Raw genomic sequence first — 12937 nt, forward strand, 5'->3', positions numbered from 1 at the left:
ACTGATCGAATTCAGAACAGATTGTGGATGAATTGTATATTTAATCTATAAAAAGGGAATCTCTTTTGCTTAAAAATATTACATTTCTGTAATGTTTTACACAATATTAATTTCTTTTCTTATGAAAAAAAGTTCTAAAGAATTGTTAAAATGCTGATTTTATGTGAAATATGAAATAAATTGAAAAATATGCCGAATTTATGTCCATGTTTTTTACCAAAAATTTAAAAACACAGTAAAATTCGCCTTTATTTATACGCCCACCCGTTTGTCATCATGAACTCACTTATTTCTAAACTGTTATGGGCAATGCCTATTTGTATCGCGTCGTGCCCGGCATTTGCTGAAGAAGCAAATGTCTTGGTTGAAAATGGTACGATCTCTGGAAATGTGGGACTGGTATCCAAGTACATTTATCGAGGTGGAGTTGAAAATGATGATGTCGCTGTGCAAGGCGGTTTAAGTTATGCACATAAAAGTGGCATCACGGTGGGGTATTGGGGTTCTACACTGAGCTACAACCCTGCAGATGATACGCAAGATCATGGTTTTGAAAATAATTTTTATTTAGCTTATGCTCAAGAAATTGCGCAAAATTGGAGCTATAACTTAAAAACCACTGCATATGTTTATCATAAAGGCGGTACTGTTTATGCGGATCAAGCAGATCATCGTAAAACCACCTATACCGATCTATCTGCTGAGCTGAGTTATAAAAATTTAACCGCAGGTGCTTCAGTGATGTTAGCCGATGCATCCTCTGCCAATGCGGGTGATATTTATCTCAGCATTGCGTATCGTCATGCTTTGGCTCAAGATTTTATTTTCAACACGGCTATTGGTGCATCTCTATATAACAGTCATCATGATGACAGTATTGTGCAGACAGAACAGGATTTTGCGTTAAGTGAAATGCGCTTGGGGCTCAGTAAAGTCATTGCTAATACAGGTGTTTCAGCTTCATTAGACTATGTAATTGGTGGTAAAGACCGTTTAGGTGAAGATTATAAGGACAATTTGGTATTTGGTTTGACTTATTGTTTTTAAGATTAACTTATAGTTTTTAAGATGAATATGAGTGAGTTATTTTACCTTCCTTATTTTATCAAAGTGTATGACCGAAGATTGGGCATGCACTTTTTTTAGGCATTTTTTAAAATGTGTGCTTTTTTTGAGCAAAAGAACAATATCCACTCCTAAAATCATCTTACATAAAAAGCCTAAAGCAATATTTATACGCTTTTTATGACAACAATAAAGCACATTATAGAAAATTTACGCTTAGATTTTTCATACTACTTTGCATTAAAACCATGTTTAAAGTAGGTCGGTATGAACCAGTTTCATCAAGTGATGCTTGAAATAGCATATATTCAACAGTTGAAGAATAAAAAAAATTATCCACAATATTTTAATTTTAAAATATTGATTATCAATAGATTACTGCGTATTTCTGAATTTTATAAACAGCTTGAGTTTCATCTTGGCATGGCAATTGCTAATTGCTTAGGGAGTTCATCAAATTTTAGCATAACAAATAAACATCGTATGATGGGGGAGCACTTAAGATGAAATTCTCAACTAAAGCACTAACATTGGCAGTTCTATCGTCTACAGCAACAATGGCAATGGCGGAAGACAACGCACTGTCAAAATTAGGTTTAAGCTTTTCAGGTAGTGCTGCCGTAACGAGTGACTATCGTTTCCGCGGTATGACTCAAACTTATAACGACCCAGCAGTACAAGCGGGTTTTACCTTATCGCATAGTTCAGGTTTATATGCGGGTCTTTGGGGTTCAAATGTAAATTTTGGTGAGGCAGATCCACATTTAGAATTAGACCCATCTATTGGTTATACAACAGCATTGGCGTTATCTCCGACCTTTAAACCAACTTTGGATGTTGGTGTTGTTGAATATAATTATCCAAGCGCAACCAGTAAGTTTAACTGGACTGAGTTTTATGCAAAATTAATATTTGCAGATGTCTTGGTTAAAGGCAGTAGCTTATTGACCAATGTGAACTATACCAATGACTGGGCAGCAGTCGGTGGGAACAGTTGGAATTTTAACGTTGGCTATTCAGCTCCATTTGGTGATACTGGTTTTGGTGGGCTTGCAAATGTTGGCTATACCACAATGGATAAAAAAGCATTAGCTGATGGTAACGACAATTATGTCGACTGGAAAGTTGGGGTGAATTATGCGGTTAAATCTATTCCGGGGGTAACTGCGGAACTTGCAGCAGTCGGAACCAATATTGATACTGATGGATTCACTAATTCTGCGAAACGTGGTGTTGAAACAGGCGCTGTGTTTACTTTAACTAAAGCGTTCTAAGCGCAAATTAAAATCTATAAAGGTGACCATGAGTCACCTTTATTTTTTGCGATTTTGAAATCAAATTAGGCTTTCACTTCAAATGCTGGATGATATTTTACCGTTCCTTGTGGAATGCTTTGGTTAAATGTAAGGGCTTGAAAATATTCAGCAGGCACACCTTCAAGGATCAAACTGTCATGTGGCTGAAAGCCAAATTTGGAATAATAAGCAGGATCTCCAAGCACAACACATCCTGCGGCATTGAATTGTTGTAACTGCTGTAATGCGTGTTGGATTAAAGCTTTACCAACACCTTGGTGTTGATATTCCGGTGCAACTGAAATTGGACCTAAGCCATACCAATTTTGTGCACCAGAAGAAATCTCTACAGGTGAAATCGCCACATGCCCAATAATCTGTCGATCCAATTCAGCAACAATGGAAATGGTTAATTGATTTGCATCCCTGAGTGCATTGACGATCAAGTGTTCAGTATGGTCGGTATGCGCTGCATTTAGAAAAGCCAGTTGAGTGAGATTGAAAATATTTTCAATGTCGTCTGCATGTTCGTTGCGTAAGGTTAAATTTAGCATGTTATTTATCTTCTATACGTCATAGCTTGGATTCTAAGATTGAGTTCCCCGATATGACAAGGCTTCGGTTAAATGGGCACTTTGGATTTGCTCACTTTGAGCTAAATCTGCAATGGTCCTTGAAACACGTAAAATACGATGATACGCCCGCGCAGATAAATTCAAACGTTGTTGTGCCATTTCGAGCATTTGCTTGGATGTTTCATCTAAAATCACATATTTTTCTAAGTCTTTTGGCGATAAGCTGTGATTTAAATGCCCTTGTCTTTGGATTTGAAAATCACACGCATCAATTACCCGTTCCCGTACTGTTGCTGAATCTTCGACAGGCGTTTGATCCTGTAATTCTTGTGCTTTTAATGGTGGCACATCGATATGGAGATCAATACGATCCAATAATGGACCTGAAATTCGGTTTTGATACCGTTTAATTGCTTCGGCAGAACATTGGCAGCGACTGTCTTGGTTAAATGCATAACCACAAGGGCAGGGGTTCATTGCTGCAATCAATTGAAAGTTTGCAGGAAATGTAATTTGGCGTGATGCTCTAGAAATAACGATTTCTTTAGATTCAAGTGGTTGCCTTAAAACTTCGAGCACTTTTTTGTCAAACTCAGGCAATTCATCTAAAAATAGTACACCTAGGTGCGCCAGCGTAATCTCTCCAGGTTTTGGATTTGAACTGTAAAAAACATAAATAAATGCGAATATAGTAAAGTTTTTACAGGAATAAATGCGAATGAATTCACAACAAAAAAAGCCAGTTCGAAAAATTGCGATTGGGACTAGTTCTATAAGGGGAACCATTCCAACACTAGGTCAATATGAGTCATCTTTAGAAAGAGACTTTATGGAGCTAGTTAGATTTGATAATAATATTGAGTTATATACTCCACAACCTGTAAAAATCAGCTTTCGTGATAGATCTGGTAGAAAAACAACCTATGTTCCAGATGGTTTAATTGAATATAGGCAAGATATTTATCCTGCCAGTGAACTAAAATCGGTGTTGTGTGAAATTAAATATAGGGATGATTTTAGGAAGGATTGGAAAAGATTGATTGACTGTTTTAAAGCAGCAAAAGTTTATGCATTAGAGCAGGGCTGGCTTTTTAAAGTTTATACAGAATATGAAATTCGAACTAATTATTTAAAAAATATAAAATTTTTAATTGGATACAAAAGTGAAATAAGCCCAGTTAGTGTTGAGAATAATATTTTAATTAAGTTGGAAGAGTTACGTATCTCAGACCCTGAAACTTTGTTAGTGAGTTTATTTAGAGATCCTTGGGTGAGGGCTGATGCAATAAGAGTATTATGGAGACTAATAGCTTTAAGGCGAATAGGCTGTGATTTGACCGAAGTCTTAACTATGCGTTCTAAGATTTGGACAATGGAATCAAGATCATGAATAGATTAATACCTGGGACAATTATTACATGGAATCATGTAGAGTATTACCTATTAGATTTTGTTGGTTTAAACAAAGCTATTTTACGAAATAAAATAACGAATCAATCAGCTATAGCACCTATAAATGAACTAAAAATTTCAAATGAAAGTGAAAACTTAATTAGACAAGACTTGCCATTAGTTTCAGATGTTGATTGGCAAAAAGCGTGGGATAAGTATCTTCTTATTAAGCCTCTTTTAGATTTAGAAAAAAATGAAAGAACTTTAGAACAAGTTGAAAATGTTGCAAAAAAAGCAAAAAAGAATGTTGCAACTATTTATAGATGGCTTAACAAATTAGAAGAAACAGGACGAGTCAGTACACTATTAAGAAAACCAAGAAACGATATAAAAAAATCTCGTTTAGAAAATAAAACGCAAGAGTTTATTGATGATGTAATTTCAAAATTTTATTTGACTAGTCAAAGAAGAAGCATAGCTGAAACCTGTCTGGAAGTACAAAGATTATGCTTTGAAAATGAGATAGTTGCACCTCATCCAAATACAATTAGAAATCGCATCCAAGAACTCTCTGAAAAAGACGTAGTCAGTGCAAGGTTCGGTAGCAAAATTGCTAGAGAAAAGTTTCAGCCAATTAGAGGGAGTTTTCCTGGAGCAGATTTTCCTTTAGCTGTTGTTCAAATGGATCATACGCCTGTTGATCTTATTTTGGTCGATGATAAAGATAGATTACCAATAGGTCGACCGTATTTAACAATCGCAATTGATTGTTTCTCTAGGATGATAACCGGCTTCTATATCACACTAGAAGCACCAGGAGCATTGTCTGTAGGTTTATGTATTTCACACTCAATTATGACCAAAGATTTATGGTTGGCTAAATTTGGTATTTCAACGCCATGGCCAATTTGGGGCAAAATGAGAAAAATTTATGTGGACAATGCCAAAGAGTTTCGAGGTGTCATGCTTGAACGTGCGTGTCAAGAACATGGCATTATTTTGGAGCATAGACCTAAAGGATTGCCAAATTATGGAGGGCATGTCGAAAGAGCATTTCGTACTTTTATGTCAAAAACTCATTCTGTATCAGGCACTACCTTTTCTAATGTTCAGCATAAGAACAATTATAATTCTGAAAAAATGGCAAGTATGACATTAAGTGAATTTGAACATTGGTTTACGATTTTTATCGTACAGGTTTACCACCAGAAATCACATAAAGGTATTAGTGATATACCACCTATAAAATTATATGAACAAGCTATTCTTGGTACTGAAAATAGCCCAGGAATTGGCTTGCCAATCCCGATAAATAATGAAGAAAAGCTTAGACTAGACTTCATGCCTTATGTAGAACGAACGATTCAAGAATATGGTGTCCTTATAGATAATATTCATTATTATAGTGATGTGCTTAGAGTGTGGATTCATGCTAGAGATGAACAAAATTCAAAATTAAAAAGAAAATTTATATTTGCACGAGATCCTCGCGATATTAGTGTGGTGTATTTTTTGGATCCACATTCAAAAAATTATGTTGCTGTACCTTATCGAGATATTTCAAGACCACCAATAAGTTTATGGGAATTAAAAGCTGTCATAAAAAGATTAGAAGAAAATGAAGGGTTACAGCCTAATGAGGAACTCATTTTTGATGGTATAAAAAGAATGCGTGAAATTGAAGTTTTAGCGATTCAGAAAACAAAAGATGCTAAAACTGCAAGGAGAAACAAACAACGAAAAGTTGCTTGGAATAAACCAATCCATAAAGAAGAAACGAATATTGAAAAAATGGATAATGAATATGATCAATATGTTGGTTATCCAGCTGATCAAATTAAACCATTTGATGAAATTGAGGAAAACTTATGAAACAAATAGACCATCTTTCAGAAGTAGCTTCCCAAATATTGAATACATCAAATGAAGAGCGAATAGCTCATATTCTAAGGCATAAGTGGATTGGATACCCTTCTGCACAAAGAATTTTGGATCAACTAGAGGATTTGTTATTGCATCCTAAGCAATCCCGAATGCCTAATTTGTTGATCACTGGTGAGACAAATAATGGTAAAACCTTACTTATTGAGAGGTTCAGGCAATTACACCCTGCTGACCCTAATCTAGATGGAGTTGCTGTTCGAATCCCTGTTCTTTATGTTCAATCACCACCAAGTCCTGATGAAAGAGGTTTGTACAATAATATTTTAGCTTTATTGTTTCGTAGTTTAAAAGCTTCTGAGTCTACAGATCAGAAAAGGCAACGAGTAATAACTATATTGCAGCAAGTAAATTTAGGGATGATTGTAATTGATGAAATTCAGCATTTATTAGCTGGTCCATCACTAAAACAAAGAAATTTTTTGAATGTTATTAAATATTTGGGCAATGAACTTAATGTTCCTATTGTTGGCGTTGGTACAGCAGATGCGATAAGAGCACTTCAAGTAGATCCTCAGGTTCAAAATAGATTTATGCCAGCTGTATTACCAAAATGGGAATTAAATACTGATTTAGCAAGACTTTTAGCTAGTTTTGAAAGAATCATTCCATTAAGAAATCCATCAATGCTTACAGAAAAGGAACTTGCTACTAAATTGTTATATATGTCAGGTGGAACAATTGGTGAATTATCTCAACTTTTAAATAGAGCTGCAATTTGGGCAATTAGAAATGATAAAGAAAAAATAGATATTTTAGCCTTAGAAAAATGCGGTTATGTCCGACCAGCAGACAGAAAATCTTCCGTTTCAAGGATATGAAAAATTTATTTGGAGAGTCTGATAAATTTTTACCAATTCATCCTAAACCTTATAGTGGCGAAATTTTATCATCTTGGATGCTTAGGCTTGCTCATGCTAATAGTATTAAAGCTCACACGTTATATTCATCATATTTTGGTCATGATAAGCAGATATGGAATAGGGATATTGATGTTTTCGCGCCTGAATGGTTAATACATGGATTGATGGAGCTTTCAGGTGCAACTTTTCAAGATGTTTATGCAACAACATTAAAAAAATATGAAGGTTATGTATATGATAATATTGTAGTTAAAACAAATACTCATTTGTTACTATCGCAAGGTATTTATCATCGTTTAAGACGACTTCATGGTCTGCAATATTGTCCAAGTTGTTTGGCTGAAAATCACATACCATACTTTCGAAGTGTTTGGAGATTAGCATTTTATACAGTTTGTCCAGTACACAATTGCTTACTAAGAGATTCATGTCCAAATTGCGATGCACCAATAATTATTTTTCGTGGTGATATCGGCTATAAGAATGAAGTAACACGGCATTCAGTCAAGTTTTGTCATCAATGTTTAACTGATTTAACAGAAGAAAAACAAAAGTGTTGGAATGCTATAAATACAGAAGTTTATGGTGCGATGAGGATTTTATTGGATGCACCAAATAAAGGCTTTACTATACACCCATTACCAATAATTCATTATTCGCAGTTATTTTTTAAAATTTTTCGACAAATTTTAATGCTCCTTATTAGTGCAAGATCAAATCCTCGGGCAAGATTCAATATAGTTGATTTGGTGAAAGATCTGAGAATCAATAATGGCTTAGTTGATTTCACAAATAAGCCCAAACGATCTTTTGAAAGTTTGAGACATTCTGAGCGACACTATTTAGTACAGATTGCCCTGTGGTTGCTTTGTGATTGGCCTTATAGGATTAAGTATTATGTTGATTTTTGGAAGGTTATTCCTTCATTGGTAATGCAGGATATGAAATATAGGCCATACTTGCTTGAAAGTATGTTCAGAGATTAGTAGAAAAGAAGGGAAAAGATATTGTGTTATCAAAACACAATATTAGTTAAAAAATATGCTTTTAGTTATAAAAAGTATAAAATTATTTATAAAAAATATAATTTTTTTTATAAATATATGTATAAAAGAATAATTATTTGGTATTTTGTTATATAATAATTAAAATTAGTTATAGTTTTTTATTTTTTTGGAATAGAAAACAATTAGGTGGAACATGCAACATTACTCAATTGTTGTCGCTATATGTAGAGCGGCACTACAAGTCGAAAATCCAGCCATATCAGGTCATGTTGAAAGGCTGATAAAAGCTTTGGAGAAAGATGAAGAGATGGATCAAGTTGCTGGATTAAAAAAGCTTTTACAAGCTAAAAAAAAGAATATAGAAATTTTGCCGAGCAGAGTGGTTCTTTCATCAAATGCCTTAACAGGTGAGCAATTGATTCCAACAGTGAAGGCTCCTGTTGATAGAGAAACAAGCGCATCATTAGCCGAAATTATTTTTCCTAACGCTAACCCTATAACTTTACCAATTTTCGAAAGTGGATTAGCTTCAAGTATCAATAATATTTTGGATGAATGGAAATATGTTGATAAATTAAAAAGTAAGGGAATTGAGCCTGCACTATCCTTAATGCTCTTTGGAGCACCAGGTACTGGTAAAACATTGTTAGCACATCATATTGGTGAAACATTAGGATTGCCAATTATTGTGGCTCGCCTTGATGGGCTACTTTCATCTTTTTTAGGTACAACTGCACGAAATATTGCAAATCTTTTTGCTTTTGCAAATAGATATAAATGTATTTTGTTATTAGATGAGTTTGATGCAATTGCTAAATTGCGAGATGATCCAAATGAGCTTGGTGAACTAAAGAGAGTTGTAAATACTTTACTTCAATGCCTAGATGAAAGAAGCAAGATTGGTTTTACGATTGCGATTACTAATCATGAATCGCTTTTGGATTCAGCTATTTGGCGTAGATTTGATTTAAGAATTGAAATTCCAAAACCTGTTGCTTTAGCACGACGCACCATGTTGCAGAATCATTTTAATGATTTAATTAAAATAACAGAAGTTCAACTAGATTTTTTAGTTTGGTTATCAAAAGGTTATAGTGGATCAGATATTGAAAAATTGGCATTTTTTATTCAAAGAAAAATTGCCATTCTAGACAAAGAGTTTCATTTTTTAGAAGCAATTAAAGAATATTTGCGTTTGAATGCGAATACAAATAGCAATGATCGAAAGCAAAAGGTATTAAGTTCACCAGAAGAATTAGCTCAAGTGTTGAACCATGACACTGAGCTAGGTTTTTCACAAATGAAAATAGCTCAATTATTTGGCGTAACACAACCTAAAATTAGCAAAATGTTAAATTCAAACAAAGACATCGTAGCTTTAGAAGGATAAAAATATGAGTAATAACCCAGTACAAATTGTCCTAAATACACAAAACTATGTGGTGGCCAATAATAAGCCACCAGGTGGAGGAAATAAGGATTTTTATGCTGGGCGTGATGAAGATTTTAAGGATCATAAACAAAATTTGATCGAAGAAATTCAATATCTTAGAAGTAGTAAGATGCTTAAAGATAATGAAGTTATATATGCAACTGTTGAATTACAATCTGCAGCATGGGCTAAAAGCCATAAACCAACAACTAAGCTTTTTCCTTTAAAAAAAGTTAGATCTATTGGCGGTAATGAGTTAGGTCGCTTAATAGTTGAGTTGTCTGAAGAAGATCTAAATACGGTTGAACAAGCTGTTATGTCTGCTGAAGAGGAAACCAATTGGGGACAAGATAAAAATGGTAAGCCAGTTGCTAAACCAAGTGTTCAAAGAAGTGAAGTTGGTGCTATCAGTACGATAAGAGCCTATTCAACCCAAGAGCGAAGAAATTTTACGATACAACAAGCTTGGAATTGGTTAAGTGATGCGAGAACAGGTGGAGCTTATTATATAGAGACTTTCTATTCAGCTGATTTTGTTTCACAAACTATTAATGACAAGCAGAAGAGTCAGTCTTTAAGGTTATTGAGAAAATTTAAAGCTAGTTTAACTGGATTAGATATTCCAATTTCTGTAACAGAAGTGAATAAGGATTGGCTTTCCAACACTTTCTTTGTAATTAAAATGAATCGTCCAAATGGAGCAACACTAGAAGATCATGAGTCATTACTTACCTTTTTAGATAATTCACAAATTGTCAGATCTATCTTTCTTCCACCAATTTTACAAGCATCCAATGAATCTACAGTAAATGAATCTGTTTGCACTTTGAATCTACCTCAAGCAGGTAAAAATTATCCTGTGGTTGGGATTATTGATTCTGGTGTTGCAGACCTTGATGCCTTAAATTCATGGAGTGTCGGGAGTTCTGATTTTGTATTTCCAAGTATGAAGAAGACAGATCACGGTACATTCATTGCAGGGCTTGTAAGTGCAGGGAAAAAGTTAAATCCTTTGCCTGAATTAGAAGAGAGTGAATGTAAGTTTTATGATTTGGGAATATATCCAGATGAAAAGAAATTTTCCTATTATTACCCAAATGGGTTTATTGACTTTCTTGAGCAGCTTGAAATTGAAATAGCAGATGCCGTTTCACAAGGGGTTCGTATATTTAATATGAGTTTGTCTGTTGAAACTTTAGTTGAAGATACCCGTTATAGTTTCTTTGCAAATACAATTGACCAGATATGCGATAAATATGATGTTATTTTTGTATTGCCTGCAGGTAATTTAGATCAAAATACTATAAGAAAACCGTGGCCATCAACTGATAAAGATGCTTTACAAATGCTTGCAGAGTATAGACATTCAGGAAAAGATAGAATTTTCCAACCAGCAGATAGCCTACGTTCTATTACTGTAGGAGCCTTAGATCCAAGCTCAATCACAGGTCATGTAAAACCAGCTCAGTATACTCGAAAAGGACCTGGCCCATCATATGGAGCAAAGCCCGATATTGCACATGTCGGTGGAGGGTTAACAAAATCACATGGTCTTTTTTCGATAAGTCCTGATGGTAATTTATGTCAGGGCTGTGGTACTAGTTATGCTGCACCTTTAGTAGCAAAAACACTTGCGGCATTAGATTTTGCAATTGAAGGAAAAGTGCCTAGAGAGACTTTGAGTGGATTGTTATTACATAATTCTGAAGTACCGCAGATATTGCAAACAAAAAATTTAAAAAGAATTGCAAAAGATTACGTCGGGGTAGGATTACCTCAGAATGCTAGTTCATCACTATTGTTAAATAATCATGAAATTACTATGGTGTTTAATGGTGAAATAGGTCATAAACAGCAAATGGTTTTTGATTTTGCATGGCCATCTTGTCTTGTTACTCCAGAAGGTAAATGTCTAGGCAGTGTGAAAATTACGACAGTGTATCGCCCTCCAATTGAACGGGAAAATGGCGCTGAATTCGTCTTAGTCAATATCAACACATGGCTAAGACAAGCTAAAATTGATAAAGACACTGGAAATATTTCTTATCGTGGGATGATTAGAAATGAAAAAGCAGATAGTGGATTAGAAAAAGAAAGAATTGCACAAGGGGCTAAATGGTGGCCAATTAAACAATCAAGTGATGTATTTATCGAAGGCGTGGGACAATCCTCACAATGTCGCTTAGTAGTAGAGCCATTAACTAGAGCAGATTATGTGATCAAAGATCCTATACCATTCAGTGTCATTGTAACAATTAGTGATCCTAATCAAATAGAAGATGTATTTAATGCTGTTAGAAGCCAGTTACAGTCAGAAGGTGTACAACTTTCTGATATTAGAACAGCATTGAGAACTCGTTTACAACCGTAAATTAATTTGAATGTTAGTGAATTAAATGACTGAAAAAATAGATTTAAATGATGTTATATTGAAACAAGCAACTTTAATCTCACTATATGTTTTTTGTTATTATTCAGTTTTTTATGTAATAAGATTGCTGTCTGAAAGATGTGTAATAGAGTTAAAAAATAATGTTTGCGTTCTAAATTATGCCATTTTTTATGTGTGTTTTATTCTTTTATTATTTATCGTTATTATGTTCTATGTATTCAAATTCTTTAAAGAAAGAGTTTCTGTCGATATAGAGAATCAAATATATGTGATAATCTTTTTATTTTATTTTACATGTTTTGAAGTTGCGGGTTTAATTCTTACAATGAATTTAAGAAATAATTGGTCAATGCTGGTATGGTTAAATTTCCCAATAGTTTTATTTTGCAGTTATTTTTATTCGGCTTTGAAAATAATTTATGTTGATTTAAAGAAAACTACTGATAAAGATATAACGGCAACTCTGTTTTCAATACTTTTATTCTTTGCCTTAAATATTTTTGGTTTTGTGCAGGCTAAAGAACAAAGCTTTAATAAAAATAAACTAGAAGAGCCTGTAATTGATGTGAAAAAGAAATAGCTTTTAGGTTGAAAAACTGCCTTGAGACACTTCTCAAAAAATAACAAATTTAGTTTAATTTTTATTCAAAATAACTAATAAAAATTAAGGTTAAAAAACTAAATTATCTTCTACTTCAATAATATTCAGTGAATTATACCTCCATGTGTTAATTTACTCCTATAATTCACCCTCTTTAGATGAATATTCTGTTATATTCAAAAATGAGCATATTGGCTACCTAAAAAGACAATACATAGTCTAGGGCTTGCATAATTTAGTATTTATAGGATATGTTGGTGCAAAAGTTTAGGTATTTAATACATAAAAGTATTTTGACTAATAGAAAAAGGTAGATTCGATGTTATTTTAATACATTGAAGCTTACTATGATTGGGGCGAAAGATATTCTTGAA

11 protein-coding genes and 1 pseudogene are annotated in these 12937 nt (G+C 33.9%); 10 read left to right on the forward strand and 2 right to left on the reverse strand.

The window, feature by feature from the left end; all coding sequences use genetic code 11:
• Nucleotides 1–276 precede the first annotated feature (276 nt).
• From FHR28_RS00115 to FHR28_RS00125, 3 genes are all read left to right on the forward strand, one after another.
• Nucleotides 277–1047, forward strand: a complete 771-nt coding sequence (locus FHR28_RS00115; protein ID WP_166781697.1) for a TorF family putative porin — start codon at nt 277–279, stop codon at nt 1045–1047.
• 285 nt (nt 1048–1332) lie between these two features.
• Nucleotides 1333–1572 carry a hypothetical protein gene (locus tag FHR28_RS00120; RefSeq protein ID WP_166781698.1) on the forward strand — a complete coding sequence of 80 codons (240 nt, stop codon included), beginning with the start codon at nt 1333–1335 and terminating at the stop codon, nt 1570–1572.
• Entirely contained in the window at nt 1569–2339 is a 771-nt protein-coding gene (locus FHR28_RS00125) for a TorF family putative porin (RefSeq protein WP_151956293.1), read from the forward strand. The genes FHR28_RS00120 and FHR28_RS00125 overlap by 4 nt, the downstream gene beginning before the upstream one ends.
• A 65-nt stretch (nt 2340–2404) precedes the next feature.
• Here the strand turns inward: FHR28_RS00125 and FHR28_RS00130 are convergent, their stop codons facing one another.
• Together FHR28_RS00130 and FHR28_RS00135 are read right to left on the reverse strand one after the other, a co-directional pair.
• Nucleotides 2405–2914 (reverse strand): GNAT family N-acetyltransferase, encoded by a 510-nt coding sequence (locus FHR28_RS00130; protein ID WP_166781699.1) that lies wholly within the window; start codon nt 2912–2914, stop codon nt 2405–2407.
• 33 nt (nt 2915–2947) lie between these two features.
• Nucleotides 2948–3598: pseudogene (locus FHR28_RS00135) on the reverse strand (ATP-binding protein); the annotation flags it as partial.
• Nucleotides 3599–3653: 55 nt separating this feature from the next.
• Between FHR28_RS00135 and FHR28_RS00140 the strand changes: the two are divergent.
• The 7 genes from FHR28_RS00140 to FHR28_RS00170 all read left to right on the forward strand — a co-directional run bounded on the left by FHR28_RS00140 (nt 3654) and on the right by FHR28_RS00170 (nt 12542).
• Nucleotides 3654–4325: a TnsA endonuclease N-terminal domain-containing protein gene (locus FHR28_RS00140; RefSeq protein WP_228722006.1), complete on the forward strand. Its 672-nt coding sequence runs from the start codon at nt 3654–3656 to the stop codon at nt 4323–4325.
• Entirely contained in the window at nt 4322–6199 is a 1878-nt protein-coding gene (locus FHR28_RS00145; protein WP_166781701.1) for a Mu transposase C-terminal domain-containing protein, read from the forward strand. Before FHR28_RS00140 ends, FHR28_RS00145 begins: the two co-directional genes overlap by 4 nt.
• The gene (locus FHR28_RS00150; RefSeq protein WP_166781702.1) at nt 6196–7089 is read left to right on the forward strand and encodes a TniB family NTP-binding protein; all 894 of its coding nucleotides are present in this window, start codon (nt 6196–6198) and stop codon (nt 7087–7089) included. Before FHR28_RS00145 ends, FHR28_RS00150 begins: the two co-directional genes overlap by 4 nt.
• Nucleotides 7086–8117, forward strand: coding sequence for a TniQ family protein (locus tag FHR28_RS00155; RefSeq protein ID WP_166781703.1), 1032 nt, complete (start codon nt 7086–7088; stop codon nt 8115–8117). The genes FHR28_RS00150 and FHR28_RS00155 overlap by 4 nt, the downstream gene beginning before the upstream one ends.
• 214 nt (nt 8118–8331) lie before the next feature.
• A complete protein-coding gene (locus FHR28_RS00160; protein WP_166781704.1) occupies nt 8332–9528 on the forward strand; it encodes an AAA family ATPase in 1197 nt (398 codons plus the stop codon).
• A gap of 4 nt (nt 9529–9532) precedes the next feature.
• A complete protein-coding gene (locus FHR28_RS00165; RefSeq protein WP_166781705.1) occupies nt 9533–11941 on the forward strand; it encodes a S8 family peptidase in 2409 nt (802 codons plus the stop codon).
• 25 nt (nt 11942–11966) lie between these two features.
• Nucleotides 11967–12542, forward strand: a complete 576-nt coding sequence (locus FHR28_RS00170) for a hypothetical protein (RefSeq protein ID WP_166781706.1) — start codon at nt 11967–11969, stop codon at nt 12540–12542.
• Nucleotides 12543–12937: the final 395 nt, after the last annotated feature.

The sequence above is a fragment of the Acinetobacter sp. BIGb0196 genome, from assembly GCF_011759595.1.
In the GTDB taxonomy this organism is placed as follows: Bacteria; Pseudomonadota; Gammaproteobacteria; order Pseudomonadales; family Moraxellaceae; genus Acinetobacter; species Acinetobacter guillouiae.

What these genes read in the sequence shown, in the direction of transcription:
- FHR28_RS00130 (WP_166781699.1), bottom strand. Translation starts at nt 2,914, where the DNA reads ATGCTAAATTTAACCTTACGCAACGAACATGCAGACGACATTGAAAAT.
- FHR28_RS00125 (WP_151956293.1), top strand. Translation starts at nt 1,569, where the DNA reads ATGAAATTCTCAACTAAAGCACTAACATTGGCAGTTCTATCGTCTACA.
- FHR28_RS00145 (WP_166781701.1), top strand. Translation starts at nt 4,322, where the DNA reads ATGAATAGATTAATACCTGGGACAATTATTACATGGAATCATGTAGAG.
- FHR28_RS00170 (WP_166781706.1), top strand. Translation starts at nt 11,967, where the DNA reads ATGACTGAAAAAATAGATTTAAATGATGTTATATTGAAACAAGCAACT.
- FHR28_RS00160 (WP_166781704.1), top strand. Translation starts at nt 8,332, where the DNA reads ATGCAACATTACTCAATTGTTGTCGCTATATGTAGAGCGGCACTACAA.
- FHR28_RS00150 (WP_166781702.1), top strand. Translation starts at nt 6,196, where the DNA reads ATGAAACAAATAGACCATCTTTCAGAAGTAGCTTCCCAAATATTGAAT.
- FHR28_RS00165 (WP_166781705.1), top strand. Translation starts at nt 9,533, where the DNA reads ATGAGTAATAACCCAGTACAAATTGTCCTAAATACACAAAACTATGTG.
- FHR28_RS00155 (WP_166781703.1), top strand. Translation starts at nt 7,086, where the DNA reads ATGAAAAATTTATTTGGAGAGTCTGATAAATTTTTACCAATTCATCCT.
- FHR28_RS00115 (WP_166781697.1), top strand. Translation starts at nt 277, where the DNA reads ATGAACTCACTTATTTCTAAACTGTTATGGGCAATGCCTATTTGTATC.
- FHR28_RS00140 (WP_228722006.1), top strand. Translation starts at nt 3,654, where the DNA reads ATGAATTCACAACAAAAAAAGCCAGTTCGAAAAATTGCGATTGGGACT.
- FHR28_RS00120 (WP_166781698.1), top strand. Translation starts at nt 1,333, where the DNA reads ATGAACCAGTTTCATCAAGTGATGCTTGAAATAGCATATATTCAACAG.